15 protein-coding genes are annotated in these 15,924 nt (G+C 59.4%); all 15 read right to left on the bottom strand.

Annotated features, from left to right (window positions below; genetic code table 11):
• Positions 1-38: 38 nt before the first annotated feature.
• Positions 39-1,559, bottom strand: coding sequence for a mannitol dehydrogenase family protein (locus Q1A20_RS15960; RefSeq protein ID WP_299405407.1), 1,521 nt, complete (start codon positions 1,557-1,559; stop codon positions 39-41).
• A 1-nt stretch (position 1,560) separates the two neighbouring features.
• Positions 1,561-2,334, bottom strand: a complete 774-nt coding sequence (locus tag Q1A20_RS15955) for an L-iditol 2-dehydrogenase (protein WP_299405410.1) — start codon at positions 2,332-2,334, stop codon at positions 1,561-1,563.
• Positions 2,331-3,329 (bottom strand): ABC transporter ATP-binding protein, encoded by a 999-nt coding sequence (locus Q1A20_RS15950; protein ID WP_298970807.1) that lies wholly within the window; start codon positions 3,327-3,329, stop codon positions 2,331-2,333. The genes Q1A20_RS15955 and Q1A20_RS15950 overlap by 4 nt, the downstream gene beginning before the upstream one ends.
• Positions 3,330-3,341: 12 nt before the next feature.
• On the bottom strand, positions 3,342-4,172 hold the full coding sequence (locus Q1A20_RS15945) for a carbohydrate ABC transporter permease (RefSeq protein WP_298970805.1): 831 nt from the start codon (positions 4,170-4,172) through the stop codon (positions 3,342-3,344).
• Positions 4,173-4,182: 10 nt separating this feature from the next.
• Positions 4,183-5,049 carry a carbohydrate ABC transporter permease gene (locus Q1A20_RS15940; RefSeq protein WP_298970804.1) on the bottom strand — a complete coding sequence of 289 codons (867 nt, stop codon included), beginning with the start codon at positions 5,047-5,049 and terminating at the stop codon, positions 4,183-4,185.
• Positions 5,050-5,168: 119 nt separating this feature from the next.
• On the bottom strand, positions 5,169-6,449 hold the full coding sequence (locus Q1A20_RS15935) for a sugar ABC transporter substrate-binding protein (protein WP_298971585.1): 1,281 nt from the start codon (positions 6,447-6,449) through the stop codon (positions 5,169-5,171).
• Between the two features lie 136 nt (positions 6,450-6,585).
• Positions 6,586-7,536, bottom strand: coding sequence for a sugar-binding transcriptional regulator (locus Q1A20_RS15930; RefSeq protein ID WP_299405414.1), 951 nt, complete (start codon positions 7,534-7,536; stop codon positions 6,586-6,588).
• The gene (locus tag Q1A20_RS15925; protein ID WP_299917601.1) at positions 7,526-8,218 is read right to left on the bottom strand and encodes an HAD family hydrolase; all 693 of its coding nucleotides are present in this window, start codon (positions 8,216-8,218) and stop codon (positions 7,526-7,528) included. The genes Q1A20_RS15930 and Q1A20_RS15925 overlap by 11 nt, the downstream gene beginning before the upstream one ends.
• A 130-nt stretch (positions 8,219-8,348) precedes the next feature.
• A complete protein-coding gene (gene eda / locus Q1A20_RS15920) occupies positions 8,349-8,990 on the bottom strand; it encodes a bifunctional 4-hydroxy-2-oxoglutarate aldolase/2-dehydro-3-deoxy-phosphogluconate aldolase (RefSeq protein WP_299917599.1) in 642 nt (213 codons plus the stop codon).
• 15 nt (positions 8,991-9,005) lie between these two features.
• Positions 9,006-10,811 carry a phosphogluconate dehydratase gene (gene edd, locus Q1A20_RS15915; RefSeq protein WP_299917596.1) on the bottom strand — a complete coding sequence of 602 codons (1,806 nt, stop codon included), beginning with the start codon at positions 10,809-10,811 and terminating at the stop codon, positions 9,006-9,008.
• A 52-nt stretch (positions 10,812-10,863) separates the two neighbouring features.
• A complete protein-coding gene (gap, locus tag Q1A20_RS15910; RefSeq protein ID WP_299405424.1) occupies positions 10,864-11,871 on the bottom strand; it encodes a type I glyceraldehyde-3-phosphate dehydrogenase in 1,008 nt (335 codons plus the stop codon).
• Between the two features lie 225 nt (positions 11,872-12,096).
• A complete protein-coding gene (locus Q1A20_RS15905) occupies positions 12,097-12,729 on the bottom strand; it encodes a nucleoside/nucleotide kinase family protein (RefSeq protein ID WP_299917593.1) in 633 nt (210 codons plus the stop codon).
• An 8-nt stretch (positions 12,730-12,737) separates the two neighbouring features.
• The gene (locus Q1A20_RS15900) at positions 12,738-13,514 is read right to left on the bottom strand and encodes an ATP-binding cassette domain-containing protein (protein ID WP_298971583.1); all 777 of its coding nucleotides are present in this window, start codon (positions 13,512-13,514) and stop codon (positions 12,738-12,740) included.
• Complete coding sequence (locus Q1A20_RS15895; protein WP_298970790.1) at positions 13,514-14,587, bottom strand: ABC transporter permease; 1,074 nt, start codon at positions 14,585-14,587, stop codon at positions 13,514-13,516. The genes Q1A20_RS15900 and Q1A20_RS15895 overlap by 1 nt, the downstream gene beginning before the upstream one ends.
• Positions 14,588-14,712: 125 nt before the next feature.
• Entirely contained in the window at positions 14,713-15,738 is a 1,026-nt protein-coding gene (locus Q1A20_RS15890; RefSeq protein WP_299917590.1) for a sugar ABC transporter substrate-binding protein, read from the bottom strand.
• Between the last annotated feature and the right edge of the window lie 186 nt (positions 15,739-15,924).

Raw genomic sequence — 15,924 nt, 5'->3', positions numbered from 1 at the left:
ACAAAGTCAAATGCTATGCGCGCTGTTTGAGCCGAAAATCAGCCATTTTGGCCATGACGTACCGGCCCATCGTGCAAAAACGTGCCAACGTTAAGATAGCGGCGCAACGTATCCTCGGCCCCATTGTTCTGAAGCGACGTCAGACAGGCCGCAAACAGATCACGGAACCCGGCGTGGGTGCCCACGTCACCATAGATCGCTTCCTGTTCCAGCCATACATCCGGGTTGGTTTGCGCGGCCACCGCCACGGGGTGCAACACCTCCCAATTGGGATCATTCGCAGCAATTTCAGCGCCCTTATCGGTGCTCCCCGCGCAATATCTGCACCACAGCGCGGCACTCAACGCGAGGCCAACGGGCTGCCTGCCCTGCGCCAGATTATCGCGCACGGAAGGAATGGTGAATTTGGGTTGCCGGTTTGAGCCATCAAAGCACAGGCGCGCGATTTGATCGGCCACCCCGATGTTCTCGATCCGATGACAGATCAGATCAAGGTATTCCGCTGGTGTATAACCGGTGACATCGGGCACGAGATGCAGCACATCGTCGGTGAGCACCTTGCGCAGATACGCGCGGATGACCGGGGTTTTGATGGCCTCATGCGCGAATTCGACCCCCATCAGGGCGGCCGGATAGGCCAGTATCGCATGCCCGCCATTCAGAATGCGGATTTTCATCTTTTCAAAGTCGTGGATGTCCTTGGTGAAGGTGACCCCGACGGTTTCCAAGGCAGGTCGCCCATTCACGAAATTGTCCTCCAGCACCCATTGCCGGAAAGGTTCACAAAAGACCGGGAAATTATCGGATATCCCGAAGTTATCCGCCAGCAGGGCGCGCTCACGATCACCGGTGGCGGGGGTGATCCTGTCGACCATGGCATTGGGGAAGCTGACGTGATCGCTGATCCACGCCGCGAGATCCGCATCAATTGCCTGTGCGATCCCCAGCACGGCGGCCCGCGTCGCATCGCCATTGCCCGGCAGGTTGTCACAGGACATCACTGTGAACGGCGCGGTGCCCGCGGCCTTGCGGATCGCCAGGGCAGAGACAATGCCGCCGAAGACCGTATGGGCCGACCCCGGGGCGGCGATATCGGCGGCCACCAGCGGATGGGTCAGATCGAACTGGCCGCTTGCGCTGTCGACAAAATATCCGCCCTCGGTCACGGTCAGGGAGACGATCCGCGTCTCCGGGTCGGTCATTTGCGCCAGGACCGACGCATTTGCCGATGGCTCTACGTCCAGGAAATTGGTCATGCAGCCGACAACACTGGCCGTGAGCGCCTCACCATCCACCTCCACGACAGAATAAAGCCAATCCTGCTCCGACAACTCCGCCCGCATCCGCGCATCCGGAGCCCGCACCCCTGCTCCGCAAATCCCCCACGCGGGATCGCTTTGCTGATTGTGCAGATCTTCGAAGTAAATGGCCTGATGCGCGCGATGGAAATTGCCCACGCCCACATGCAGGATACCGGGCCGCAGTGCCGCGCGATCATATTGTGGCACGGATATGGTGCCGGCCAGGGAGGCGAGCGATTTTTCTGTCAGCTTGATCATGTCAACTCATCCAGTTCCCGCCGTCCACATTGTAGGTCTGCGCCACAACGTAATCTGCCTCTTCAGAGGCCAGAAAAACCGCCATGCCTGTGAGGTCCTCTGCCGTCCCCAACCGCCCGTAAGGCACTGCAGCAGCGACCTGACGCTTCTTCTCGCCTTTGGGGATCTTTTCGTATTTCGCGAAATGCGCATCGACCTCATCCCAATGGGCGCCGTCCACCACGCCCGGGGCGATGGCATTCACGTTGATCCCATGCTGGATCAGGCTCAGCCCCGCCGATTGCGTGAGGCTGATCACCGCCGCTTTGGTGGCACAATAGACCGTCACCACGGCCTCGCCGCGCCGACCGGCCTGGCTGGCCATGTTGATGATTTTACCGCCCTGGCCCTGCGCAATCATCTGATTTGCCACCGCCTGCATCATGAAGAGACAGCCCGAGACATTGATCGAAAAGAGCCGATCGTAACTCTCGCGCGTCACATCCGTGATCGGGGCCAGGTCAAAGACCGCTGCGTTGTTGATCAGAATATCGACCCGCCCCAGTTCCACGACAACCTGCGCCATGCAATCGTCGATGGAACTCTGCCGGGTGACGTCCAGCGCCACCGCTGTGGCGCCCTCACCCAGTTCTTCCGCAGCGCGCCGAACGGCTTCAAAGTCAATGTCCGCCAAAGCCACCTGCGCCCCTTCATGCAGATAGGCCTTGGCGAACGCCAGCCCGATCCCTCGGGCCGCACCCGTGATCAGCGCCGTTTTGCCGGACAGTCGATTCAAATCGTCAGTCCCTGGGCGTCAAAGCGGTGCACTTTATCCTCCTGCGGGCTGAGGAAGATTTTCTGGCCATAAGCCGCTTTCAACTCGCCGCTGGCCCGCACGTTGATCATGCTGCCATCGGATAGTTTGACGTGCAGGAAAGTGTCGGAGCCCAGATGCTCGGAGACGCCGACGATCCCTTCCCACTCACCCGCATCCGCCGAAACGGTGAGGTGTTCAGGACGGATGCCGATGCTGTCAGCGTCACGTTTCTTTGCCGATGCGCCGGATACGAAATTCATCTTGGGGCTGCCAATAAAGCCCGCCACGAATTTGTTGACCGGGCTTTCATAGAGCTCAAGCGGGCTGCCCACCTGTTCGATGTAACCGTCGTGCAGCACCACGATCTTATCGGCCATGGTCATCGCCTCGACCTGATCGTGGGTCACGTAGATCATGGTGGTGGCCAGCGTCTTGTGCAGATCGCAAATCTCCAGACGCATGTTCACCCGCAGCGCCGCATCGAGGTTTGAGAGCGGTTCGTCAAAGAGGAACGCCGATGGCTCCCGCACAATCGCGCGGCCAATCGCCACCCGCTGGCGCTGACCACCCGAGAGCTGACCCGGCCTGCGATCCAGATAATCCGTCAGGTTGAGCACCTTGGCGGCTGCATCGATGCGTTTGTTGGCCTCTGCCGGATCCATCCCCGCCATTTTCAGCGGGAAATTGATGTTCTTGCGGACCGACATATGCGGATAAAGCGCATAGGATTGGAAAACCATCGCCAGGCCGCGCTTGGCTGGCGTTGCATCGGTGGCGTCTGAGCCGTCGATCTCGATGGCGCCGGATGTCAGATCCTCCAGCCCGGCAATCAACCGCAGCAGCGTGGATTTACCGCACCCGGAAGGGCCGACAAAGACCACAAACTCACCGTCGTTGATTTCCAGATCCAGTGGCGGAATGACCTCCACATCACCGAAGCTTTTGGAGACTTTTTTGAGTGTAATGCTTCCCATGGTCTTATTCCTTTACTTCACCGCGCCGAACGTCAGGCCGCGCACGAGTTGTTTCTGGCTGAACCAGCCCATGATCAGGATTGGTGCAATGGCCATTGTCGAGGCCGCTGAGAGTTTCGCGTAAAAGAGCCCTTCAGGACTGGAGTAGCTGGCAATAAAGGCGGTCAGCGGTGCCGCCTTGGCAGCGGTCAGATTGAGCGTCCAGAAAGCCTCGTTCCAGGCGAGAATGAAATTCAACAGCAGTGTCGATGCGATGCCCGGAACCGCCATGGGCGTGAGAACATAGATGATCTCTTTAGGCAGCGACGCGCCATCCATCCGGGCCGCCTCAAGGATCTCGCCGGGAATTTCCTTGAAGTAGGTGTAGAGCATCCAGATGATGATCGGCAGGTTGATGAGCATCAAGACGATGGTCAGCCCAAGGCGTGTGTCCAGCAGGCCCATTTTGATGAAGAGCAGGTAGATCGGATAGAGAACACCCACCGCTGGCAGCATCTTGGTCGACAACATCCACAGCAAGATGTCCTTGGTCCGCCTGGAGGGCACAAAGGCCATCGACCAGGCGGCGGGCACCGCGATGATCAGACCCAGGATGGTCGACCCGCCCGCGATGAAGACCGAATTCCAAAGGAAACGCATGTAGTTGGAGCGTTCCTGCACAACGGCATAGTTCTCCAGCGTCCAGTCAAAGAACAGAAAGACGGGTGGGTTGCTGATGGCCTGGGCTTCGGTCTTGAAGCTGGTCAGGATCGTCCACAGGATCGGGAAGAAGATGACCAGACCGATGGACCAGGCGATTGCGGTGTTCAGAGCTTTGCGATTGTTTGTAACAGCACGTGCCATGATTTGCTCCTCACGCGTCCAGGTTTTTGCCGACGATGCGCATCAGGAAGATGGCAACGATATTGGCAAGAATGATGGCGTAGACACCGCCCGCGGACCCTAATCCGACGTTCTGACTTTCCAGCACTCGCTGGAAGATCAGATAGGAGAGTGTCTTGGTGCCGAACGCACCGCCGGTGGTGACGAAAATCTCCGCAAAGATCGACAGCAGGAAGATCGTCTGGATCAGCACGACAATCGTGATGGCGCGCGCCAGATGCGGCAGGATGAGGTACCAGAACCTGCTCATGAAGGACGCGCCGTCCATCTCAGCTGCCTCCAGTTGCTCGCTATCAAGCGACTGCACGGCGGTCAGCAGGATCAGGGTGGCAAAGGGCAGCCACTGCCAACTCACGATCATCACAATCGATTGCATCGAGGCCTGGCTGAGCCATTCGACCGGGGTGGCGCCGAAGAATTTCCAGACATAGGCAAAGAGCCCGTTGACCGGATCCATGAACATGTTCTTCCAGACCAGCGCTGACACGGTCGGCATGACAAAGAAGGGTGCGATCACGAGGATCCTGACGATGCCCTGCCCCCACATGGGCTGGTCCAGCAGCAGGGCCAGAATGATGCCGAGGACGATGGTGATGATGAGCACGCCGCCCACGATGACCAAGGTGGCCTGTACACTTGGCCAAAAGGCGCTCGAACCTATGAAACGTGTGTAGTTATCGAAGCCCGCCCAACCAAGGTCGCCGCCGCGCAGTGGCAGGTATTTGCGGAATGAAAACCAAAGGGTCATCGTCAATGGCACGAGCATCCAACCCAAAAGAAGGATCACGGCAGGTGCCATCATCAATCTGGCTGCGGATCGGGATTGTTGGGTCGCCATAACACATCTCCTCTGTTGACGGACAAATCTGCCGCCTGGAAACAATCAGTCGAATGGAACGAGTGGTAAATAAGTGTCCAGAGGGCGGCGGACCGCCCCCTGGTAAGTCGAAGGGGGCCTTACCTGTAGCCTGCCGCTTCCATTGCGTCGTTGGTCAAAGCCTGAGCTTTTGCCAACGCTTCTTCTACTGTTTGCTGACCTGCATAGACTGCCGAGAATTCCTGGCTGACCTCTGTTGCAATGCCAGCGAATTCAGGGATCGCTGCGAACTGAATGCCTACGTAGGGGCTTGGTTCCACGGTGGAGTCGTTCGGATCAGCTGACAGGATCGAGTCCAGCGTTTTCTGAGCGAAAGGAACCTCCTGATAGTTCGGGTTCTCATAAAGCGAGGCCCGTGCGCCCGGAGGCACGTTTGCCCAGCCTTCGTTCTCCGCGACCAGCTCGATGTACTCTTTGGACGTGGCCCATTCGATGAACTCTTTTGCTGCGTCTTCTTTCTGAGTACCGGCAGGAATTGCCAGAGCCCAGGCCCAGAGCCAGTTCGACCGCTTGCCAAGACCGGTATCGGGGGCCAATGCAAATCCAACCTTATCCGCGACGGTGGAGTCGTCGGGGTTGGTCACGAAGGACGCCGCAACTGTCGCGTCGATCCACATGCCGCATTTGCCCTGCTGGAACAGCGACAGGTTTTCGTTGAACCCGTTTGTGGCATATCCCGGAGGGCCCGCGTCGTTCATCAGGTTGACGTAGAAGTTCAGCGTGTCGGCCCAGGGCTGAGTGTCGAACTGGGCGTTCCAGTCCATGTCGAACCAACGGGCGCCAAAAGAGTTTGACATCGCTGTGATGAAAGCACCACCTTCACCCCAGCCGGCCTTGCCGCGCAGGCAAATGCCGTTGATCTCGTTGTCGCGGTCCGTCATCGCGCGGGCGGCTTCGCCGATGAAATCCCATGTCGGGGCATCGGGCATTTCCATGCCAGCCGCTTCCATCAGATCGGTGCGGTACATGATCATGGACGATTCGCCATAAAACGGCGCCGCATAGAGCGTGCCGTCGTGGGACAGACCACCAGACATGGCGGGCAAGATGTCACCCACGTCGTATTCCTCGGACAGACCGTCCAATGGAACCAGCCAGCCATTCGCACCCCAGATCGGCGTCTCATACATGCCGATTGTCATGATGTCGAAAGCACCGCCCTTGGTTGAGATGTCAGTCGTTACCCGCTGACGCAGCACGTTTTCTTCCAACGTCACCCACTCAACGGTGTGCCCCGTCTTCTCGGTGAAGTTGTCCGTGTAGCCTTGCATGCGGATCATGTCGCCGTTGTTGACAGTAGCGATTGTGAGCGTCTCTGCGGTGGCAGCAGTAGACAGCGCTGCAATAGCGCAAGCGCCCATAAGGCGGCTTACCGTGTAGATCATTAGTTCCTCCCAAAACGTCATATGAGCTTTTGCTCACCGTGATGACAATTATTCACAACTATGTGCGCGCGAGTCAACCAAATTCTTGGCGCCATATGTATTCTAGGTTGAATTATGCCAATAAATGGCGGGCGCAGGTCTCGTCGGTAATCAAACCCGAAATGAGCTGGCCTTTCAGGGCTGCCGCAAGCGCTTCGTATTTGCGGACGCCCGCGGCGATGCACACAATCGGTGATCCGGCCGTGTCGGCGCGCACGCCGTTGATCAAGGCATTTGAGCCGCCCTCCAGGTATTTGCCATCACTGTCGAAGGCCCAGCCAACAATCTCACCGACAGCCCCCCGTGCCAGCAGCTCATCGATTTCGGCCGTGTCGATGAACCCGTCAATGATCATCGGCGCCGTGTGGGACACATCGCCAATACCAACAAAGGCAATGTCACACTCGCGCGCCAGCTTCAGCGCGGTTTGCGCGTGGCGCAAGCCGAGATAAAAATCCCTGTCGGCCTCGCTTTCGGCATGCAGCGGCAATGCCAGTGGAAAATGGCGGGCCCCCACGCGGTCCGCAAGGCGCATGATCACCTGATACACCGTGGCCGAGCCGTCGCGCGCGGCGTTGCCAATCAGGGACACCAGCCTGTGATTTGGAAAATCAAGCACGGGCATTTCGTCGACAACCTGGCGCAGGGTCCGTCCGGTTCCGAGCGAAATCACCAAGTCTTCGCTGTTTTTCAAAACGCGCTCGATTTCCTTGGCAGCAACAGGTGCGATGGATTTCACGGGATCCATACCTTCGGGCAACGCGGGCGCGACCCGCGCAAGGGTCAGACCGAACCGTGCCTTCAAGGCGCGCTCAAGCTCCAGACAAGCCGCGATCGGGTGGTTCAGGCGCACAGCGATCAAACCATCCGCAACGGCCCTCGCGACCAGACGCTGCGCGCGTTGACGCGAAATGCCGAGCTCGCGCGCGATGTGATCCTGCGTCATACCCCCCAGATAGTACATCCAACCCGCACGGGCCGCGAGGTCGACCGCGGGCTCGTCTGTGCCTGATTTAGCTGCCATGTACCTCTCCGTCCGGTCTCCGCCCGATGCCCGGCGCATGGTCGAATAACTCATCAAATGCGCTGACCTTGAAATGCGGCCCCTTCGGAAACCCCGCGATCTCGATGTCAGTGTCGGCCATTTTGCGCATATGTGCCCCCCCTGTAAACCAGGCCGCATGCATGTCCGCGGAAAGGGCCGCCTGCAAGCCCACGCTGCTGTCTTCGACAACCAGGCATTTGTCGGGGGCGGCATTCATCTTTCGCGCGGCGTGCAGGAACAGATCGGGCGCGGGCTTGCCATGGGCTACTTCGGAGGCTGTAAAGACCCGGTCGCCAAATCGGGCGCGCACGCCTGTCAGCTCAAGCGAGCGCGCAACCCGAATGGGGCTGCTGGAGGTGGCGATGCAAAACGGCACGGTGAGATGATCGAGCAATGCCTCCACCCCCGCTACTAGCCGCAGATCGGTCTCGAATGTCTCAAACAGGCGCTGGCGGTAGTCGCTTTCGAACCGGGCGGGCAAGCGCACGCCGAAGAGATCGTAAACGCATCCGGCGACGGTGGGAAAACTGCGGCCCAGAAAATGCTCGCGCACAAATGCGACGTCAATCTGGATGTCCCACCCGCTGAGCAGTGCAATCAGGGTTTCTGCGCTGATGACCTCGCTGTCGATCACTACGCCGTCGCAATCCAGGATCAACAAGTCAGGCTCCAAAAGCCGGTTCCTTGCAGAATGATCCGTTTTGCGCTGCATCTATGATGACCCCGAGTGAAGCCCGGAACATCGCCAGAAGTGACGGGAATTTCAACAGCAAAGCCAGAATTGTCGGCAATCAGACCTTGAGCGTGCTGGCGTCCCGGGCCAAAGCTTCGATCCCGGTCCAGTCACCCGCCAACACCATATCCGCCGGTGCGACCCAGCTGCCGCCCGCACAAATCACATTGGGCAATGACAGATAGCTGTCGGCGTTTTTCGGGCTGACCCCCCCTGTCGGGCAAAAAGAGATTTGCGGCAATGGCCCCCCGATGGCTTTGAGCGCGGGCGCGCCTCCCGAGGCTTCGGCGGGGAAGAACTTGAGCACATCATAGCCTCGCTCAAAGAGCCGCATGGCCTCTGATGCGGTCGCCGCCCCGGCAAGCAAGGGCAGGTCTTCTGCCTCGCAAGCATCAAGCAAGGCGTCAGTTGCCCCCGGGGACACGCCGAACTTGGCCCCGGCGGCTTTGGCGTTCTTGACGTCCTGCGCTGTGACAAGCGTGCCCGCCCCAACCACACCGCCAGGAACTTTCGCCATTTCCGAAATCGCCTCGAGCGCGGCCGGGGTGCGCAGGGTGACCTCCAGCGCGGGCAATCCACCTGCCACCAGTGCTTTGGCCAGAGGCCGCGCGTGACCTGCGTCCTTTACAACCAGAACCGGAACGATGGGGGCCAAACCGCAAATCTCTCGGGCCTGCTTGCTGGCGTCCTGCGGCGTCATGGCAGGTTCCTTTCCTTAAAAGAGCACACTTGCGCCGGTGTCGGCAGTGCCAACAGACCGGCGGAATTGCGCAAAAAGCTCACGGCCAAGACCGAATTCATTGGCGCCCAGATTGACCCGCACCGCCGCACGATCAAGCACGCCCGGTGTCAGAATGTCCAGATCCCCCGCCACCGCATCCACACGCAGGATATCGCCGTCCTGCAATTTCGAAATTGCGCCACCATCCAAGGCTTCGGGGCTGACGTGAATGGCCGATGGTACAGACCCTGAGGCACCGGACATCCGCCCATCGGTGACCAGCGCCACGTTGATCCCCTTGGCTTGCAGGTTTTTCAGCACCGGGGTCAGGCTGTGCAGCTCGGGCATGCCGTTGGCTTTCGGCCCCTGAAAGCGCACCACGACCACGGTATCTTCGGTGATTTCACCGGCCTTGCAGGCGGCTTTCACGTCTTCCTGATCGTTGAACACACGCACCGGTGCCTCCACGATCTGATGTTCCGGTTTCACGGCGGAGACCTTCATCACCGCGTTCCCAAGCGACCCGTTCAGGCGCTTCAGCCCGCCCGTCGGCTGGAAAGGGTCGGAAGCCGGGCGCACGATCTTCTCGTTCAGGCTTTTTGCCGTGCCATCCTCCCAGACGACCACACCGTCGCGCAGCTTGGGTTCTTGCGTGTAGACCTCGAGGCCACCCCCACCGACGGTTTTGGTATCCGGATGCAGCAGACCTGCCCCCAGCAATTCGTGGATCAGATATCCCAGACCGCCTGCCGCGTGGAAATGGTTCACATCCGCCAGACCGTTCGGATAGACCCGCGCCAACAAAGGTGTGACCTCGGACAGATCGGAGAAATCCTGCCAGTCGAGGATGATACCCCCCGCGCGCGCCATGGCGATAAGGTGGATCAGCAGGTTGGTCGAGCCGCCTGTCGCGTTGAGCCCGATGATGCCGTTCACATAGGCCTTTTCATCCAGCACATCGCAGACCGGCAGATAGTTGTCCCCCAGATCGGAATGCGCAATTGCACGCTGTGCCCCCGCCTGGGTCAGCGCATCCCGCAGGCCGGTGTTGGGCGTCACGAAGCTTGACCCCGGCAGGTGCATGCCCATGAATTCCATCAGCATCTGGTTGGTATTCGCAGTGCCATAAAAGGTGCAGGTGCCGGGGCCGTGGTAGGCGCCCATTTCCGCCTTCATCAAGGCGTCACGACCCACTTCGCCGGCGGCAAACTTCTGGCGCACCTGGCTTTTTTCATCGTTGGACAGGCCCGAGGTCATCGGCCCGGCGGGCAGGAATACCGTCGGGATATGCCCGAAGGTTTGCGCGGCAATGATCAGCCCCGGCACGATCTTATCGCAAACACCCAGATAGACCGCAGCGTCAAAGGTGTTGTGGGTCATGGCGATGCCGGTCGCCATCGCGATCAGATCACGCGAAAACAGGCTCAGTTCCATGCCGGGCTCGCCCTGGGTGACACCATCGCACATCGCGGGCACGCCGCCAGCCACCTGCGCCGTGGCCCCCATGGCACGCGCGGCCTCACGGATCAACTCTGGGAACCGCTCGAATGGCTGATGCGCGGACAGCATGTCATTGTAGGTGGTGACAATGCCGAGGTTCGGCGCGGTTTCATGGGCCATGGCCGACTGGTCCGGGCCCGCTCCGGCATAGGCGTGCGCCTGGCCACTGCAGCTGAGGTGCCCGCGGGCGGGCCCCTTGACCCGCGCATCGGCCATGCGTCTCAGATACTCCCCGCGCGGTCCTTCGCTGCGCGCAATGATGCGGTCCGTGACGCGGGCAATCGTGTCATTCAAAGTCATCTCGGTTCCCTCCGAGCTTGGGCGCTCAGGTGCTGGTGCCAGATGTTTGGCTTCAGGTTTTGGACAGTTCCGCCAGCCTGCGCCCGGTGTCGATCATCCGGTTGGCAAAGCCCCATTCGTTGTCATACCAGCTGACAACCCGCACCAGCCCGTCCTGAGTGACGCTGGTTTGTGGGGCCGCAAAGCTGGAAGAATGCGGATCGTGATTGTAATCGATGGAGACGGTCGGGTCAGTTTCATAGGACAGGATGCCCTTCAACTCACCTTCGGCTGCGGCCTTCATCGCCGCGTTGATGGCGTCCTTGGTCGCTGGCTTTTCCGGCACAAAGGCCAGATCGACAAGCGAGACATTGGGCGTCGGCACCCGCACGGCGGACCCTTCAAGGCGTCCCTCCAGATGCGGCAGGACCAGCGAAATCGCTTTCGCGGCCCCAGTTGATGTCGGCACCATCGATAGCGCCGCGGCACGCCCCCGGTAGAGGTCTTTGTGCGGGGCGTCATGGGATGGCTGATCGCCGGTATAGGCGTGAATGGTGGTCATGTAGCCGGTCTTGATGCCGAATGCCTTGTCCAGCACATAGGCCACTGGGGCGAGGCAATTCGTGGTGCAGGACGCGTTGGAGATCACGATATCGTCCTTGCTCATGTCCTTATGGTTTACACCATAGACAACGGTACGATCCGCCCCTGCCCCGGGTGCGGAAATCAGCACGCGGCGCGATCCGTTCTCAAGGTGTTGTGCCGCTTTTTCCCGTGCGGTGAACAGTCCGGTGCACTCCATGGCGACATCAACGCCATCCCAGGGCAATTCCGCCGGGTTGCGGATCGCCGTCACCTTGATGGTGTGGCCGTTGACAACAAGCGCGTCGCCTTTGACCTCTACATCCGCTTTGAAGCGGCCATGCACACTGTCGTATTTCAGAAGATGCGCCAGCGTCTCAGGCGAGGACAGATCATTGATTGCGACGACTTCAACATCGCCGATGTCGTTTTCGACCAAAGCGCGCAACACGCCACGCCCGATGCGGCCAAACCCGTTAATTGCAACTGCGTGTGACATCATCTTCCTCCAGAATTCTTCCTGCTCAGCGCATCAGACGCGCGAAAGGGCCTTGTTAGCGCTAACGAACATATTCCAACCGAAACATCAATGGCTGATTTTGCCGCAGACTGGGCTGGCATGGTAATTCGGTGGCATGATGCTTGTTCAACGTCCCAGTGACCGCAGACACCGCCAGCCTAACACGAATTTGAGCCTAAGGCGCCACCTTATCGCGAATCAAGTTCAGGCGACCGGACTGTCGTTTTCAAAGACGACATCACAGGGCAGGCTTTCGGATAAAACGCGACGGGCATTTGGCAAATCATTCCCCTCCGCCCGGGCCGCGGCATCCTGGGGCGCAAGCCCCTGATCCAACCACCTCTCGGTCAGTCTTTGCCGCAGGACAGGTTCTGGAACGGATAGCGCGATCCGCACATCCCAAAGCGCCGAAAGATCGCGCCAGTGCGGCGCGTCCAGCAAGAGGTAGTTGCCCTCGACAATCACCGTATCGCAGGTTTCTGCCAGCACATCCGCGCCTGCAATCGCAATGTCACGAGATCGGTCAAAAAGGGGGTAATACACCGGGTTGCCCGCGCCGAGCGCAGGGACCAGACGGGCAAAGCCCGCCACATCAAATGTCTCCGGCGCGCCCTTGCGATGGCGCAATCCCATGCCGTCGAGCAGGGCGTTATCCAGGTGAAACCCGTCCATCGGCACCACCTGCGCCAGGCTGCCCTGCTGCGTCAGATGATGCGCCAACTGCGCAGCCACAGTCGATTTACCGCTGCCGGGCGCGCCCGCCATCGCAACCAATCGACGCTCGGTCCTGCGCGGCGCGGCCAGGACATACTCTGCCAAGGCCGAAAGACTATTCATTGAAACGCTCAAGCGGCAACGGTCTCAGTAGGCGGTTCCTTGGCCCCCGTCATGAAGGCCACGGCGTCAGACATCGTGTAGTCCTTAGGATCAATCACGCAGAGCCGTTTGCCCAGGCGGTGCACGTGAATGCGATCTGCAACCTCAAAGACATGCGGCATGTTGTGACTGATCAGGATGATCGGAATGCCGCGCGATTTCACATCCAGGATCAGCTCCAGCACCCGGCGGGATTCCTTTACCCCCAAAGCCGCCGTCGGCTCATCCAGAATGATCACTTTCGAGCCAAAAGCCGCCGCCCGGGCGACGGCAACCCCCTGCCGCTGACCGCCGGATAGTGTTTCCACCGCCTGGTTGATGTTCTGAATGGTCATCAGTCCAAGTTCCGTCAGCTTGTCCCGCGCCAGACGTTCCATCTCCGCGCGGTCCAGCTGGCGCAACCATTTGCCCCGAAACCCCGGCTTGCGGATTTCGCGCCCCATGAACATATTGTCCGCAATCGACAGGGCGGGCGACATCGCCAATGTCTGGTAAACCGTTTCGATCCCCTCATTGCGGGCATCAATGGGCGATGTGAAATTGACCCGCTTGCCCTCCAGCCAGACCTCGCCCTCGTCCGGGATCACGGCGCCGGAAACGGCCTTGATCAGCGAGGATTTACCCGCGCCATTGTCGCCAATCACGGCGAGTATTTCGCCCGGCATCAGATCGAAATCACAATGATCCAATGCGGTGACCTTGCCGTAGCGTTTGACGAGGTTGCGGCCTTTGAGAATGGGTTCCATCACACCGATACCTTTCTGATCCATTGATCCACGCCCACGGCGGCAATGATAAGCACGCCAATCAGCAGATAGGTCCACTGTGCATCCGCCCCCAGCAGGCGCAGGCCCAGCGTAAAGACCCCGACGATCAGCGCGCCAAAGAGCGTGCCCATGATGGAGCCGCGACCGCCGAAGAGTGAAATCCCGCCAATCACCACCGCGGTGATGCTTTCGATATTGGCCAACTGGCCGGACGTAGGCGACACCGATCCGATGCGCCCGACCAGCGCCCAGCCCGCGAAGGCGCAAATCAGCCCCGCAAGCATATAGACGGAGATCAGCGTTTTCTTGACGTCCACGCCCGAGAGCTCAGCTGCCTCCGGATCATCCCCGACCGCATAGACATGCCGCCCCCAGGCCGTGTGTTTGAGGGCATAGGCCAGAACAAAGACCAATAGCAGCATGAAGACGACGCCAAAGGTCAGCCGCGCCCCGCCCAGCTGGATGGTGTTGCCGAAGAATTGCAAAAGCGGCGCTTCCGCTTCGATCTCCTGCGAGCGGATCGTCTCATTGGCGGAATAGAGGAAATTGGTGGCCAGAACGATCTGCCACATGCCCAGCGTCACGATGAAGGGGGGCAGTTTGACGCGCGCCACCAGCCAGCCGTTGATAAAGCCGATCAGGGTGCCGCAGAGCAGACCGCAGGCGACGGAGATTTCGACCGGGATACCATAGCGGAAGGTGAATTGGCCCATCACCACCGAAGACATCACCATGATGGCGCCAACACTGAGATCAATCCCGGCGGTCAGGATCACGAGGCTTTGCGCCGCCGCGACGATGCCGACGATCTGCACCTGTTGCAGGATCAACGTGAGCGCAAAGGGCGAAAAGAACTTGGTGCCCAGCAGCAGACCAAAGATCACAATCGATGCAATCAGGACGATCAGTGGCACCAGCGAGGGGTTCACATGCAGCAGGTGTTGGATTGTCCCGACAAACCCGCGGTGCGTGTCTTCGAATGCCGCCACCGCTTCGGGGCTTTTCTTCAACTCGCTCTCGAATTCTTGCGTTTTTCCCGATGCCTCAGACACGAGATCCCCCTCCCATTCAACGGGTGCTGGCCCATCCATTTGTTGTGATAGTGTGACAGACCGGAACGAAATTGTCGCGGTCGGATGCGGCGCGCGCTGTCACGCACGCCACATTTTTTACGGGTTTAGCCCCAGCAAAGGTCTTTGCCTTCGGAGACAGAAATTGACTCCACGCCATCGGCGGGCGCATCCGTCACAAGGGCCACGCCTGTGTCAAAGAATGCCTTGCCCGGGGTCGGTTCCGGCTTCACGCCTTCGTCTGCCCATTTCTTGATGGCTTCAACACCCAGCGAGGCCATCAACAGCGGGTATTGCTGTGATGTTGCGCCGATCACGCCATCCGCCACGTTCTGCACGCCGGGGCAGCCGCCATCGACGGAAACAATCAGCACTTCCTTTTCGCGCCCGATGGCCTTCAGCGCTTCATAGGCGCCAGCAGCCGCGGGTTCGTTGATCGTGTGCACAACGTTAATCGAAGGGTCCCGCGCCAGCAGGTTTTCCATCGCGCGGCGGCCACCTTCTTCGTTGCCGTCGGTCACGTCACTGCCAACGATGCGCGCATCGCTTTCATCACCGATGACGTTCGGGTCTGCCAGATCAATGCCAAAACCATCGAGGAACCCCTGGTTGCGCAGCACGTCGACGGTGGGCTGGCTGACATTCAGATCCAAGGTCGCGATCTTCGCACTGTCCGCCGCATCGCCCAGTTGCGCACGCGCCCATTCACCGATCAGAACCCCGGCCTTGTAATTGTCTGTAGCAAAGGTTGCATCCGCCGCATCGATTGGCTCCAGCGGCGTGTCGAGCGCGATCACCAGAAGGCCTGCATCCCGCGCCTGGGTTACCGCCGACACGATGGAAGATGTGTCTGATGCCGTGATCAGGATGCCCTTGGCCCCGTCCAGAATGCAGGTCTCAATCGCCTGAACCTGAGTTTCATGATCGCCATCCACTTTACCGGCAAACGCCTTCAAGGTCATGCCAAGCTCCGCGGCCTTGGCCTCGGCACCTTCTTTCATTTTCACAAAAAACGGATTGGTGTCTGTCTTGGTGATCAGGCAGGCAGTCACGTCGTCGGCCGCAAATACAGCGCCGCTTGTTGCACCCAATGCGCTCAGACCAAGGATTGTGCTGGCGAGAAGTTTTTTCATGTTTTCCTCCCAAGGAAACTTAAAAATTATTTTGATTGAGACGCTGGCAGCGCGCCTCCCCTGCGGAATCCTCCCCAACAGGTCTCGGTTAAGACACATCATTTCAGAACGGCTGTCAATAAATAAATAAACTTGATTTATTAATTCGAAAAGTCGATATTGCCCAAGTAAATATGAGTATGGGCG

The sequence above is a fragment of the uncultured Roseobacter sp. genome, from assembly GCF_947501835.1.
In the GTDB taxonomy this organism is placed as follows: Bacteria; Pseudomonadota; Alphaproteobacteria; order Rhodobacterales; family Rhodobacteraceae; genus Roseobacter.
This window is presented reverse-complemented; position numbering and strand designations above follow the sequence as displayed.

Bases quoted from the DNA above. Each gene is read 5' to 3' on its own strand.
- Q1A20_RS15960 (WP_299405407.1), bottom strand. From the start codon at position 1,559: ATGATCAAGCTGACAGAAAAATCGCTCGCCTCCCTGGCCGGCACCATA.
- Q1A20_RS15950 (WP_298970807.1), bottom strand. From the start codon at position 3,329: ATGGGAAGCATTACACTCAAAAAAGTCTCCAAAAGCTTCGGTGATGTG.
- Q1A20_RS15945 (WP_298970805.1), bottom strand. From the start codon at position 4,172: ATGGCACGTGCTGTTACAAACAATCGCAAAGCTCTGAACACCGCAATC.
- Q1A20_RS15940 (WP_298970804.1), bottom strand. From the start codon at position 5,049: ATGGCGACCCAACAATCCCGATCCGCAGCCAGATTGATGATGGCACCT.
- Q1A20_RS15935 (WP_298971585.1), bottom strand. From the start codon at position 6,449: ATGGGCGCTTGCGCTATTGCAGCGCTGTCTACTGCTGCCACCGCAGAG.
- Q1A20_RS15930 (WP_299405414.1), bottom strand. From the start codon at position 7,536: ATGGCAGCTAAATCAGGCACAGACGAGCCCGCGGTCGACCTCGCGGCC.
- eda (WP_299917599.1), bottom strand. From the start codon at position 8,990: ATGACGCCGCAGGACGCCAGCAAGCAGGCCCGAGAGATTTGCGGTTTG.
- edd (WP_299917596.1), bottom strand. From the start codon at position 10,811: ATGACTTTGAATGACACGATTGCCCGCGTCACGGACCGCATCATTGCG.
- gap (WP_299405424.1), bottom strand. From the start codon at position 11,871: ATGTCACACGCAGTTGCAATTAACGGGTTTGGCCGCATCGGGCGTGGC.
- Q1A20_RS15905 (WP_299917593.1), bottom strand. From the start codon at position 12,729: ATGAATAGTCTTTCGGCCTTGGCAGAGTATGTCCTGGCCGCGCCGCGC.
- Q1A20_RS15900 (WP_298971583.1), bottom strand. From the start codon at position 13,514: ATGGAACCCATTCTCAAAGGCCGCAACCTCGTCAAACGCTACGGCAAG.
- Q1A20_RS15890 (WP_299917590.1), bottom strand. From the start codon at position 15,738: ATGAAAAAACTTCTCGCCAGCACAATCCTTGGTCTGAGCGCATTGGGT.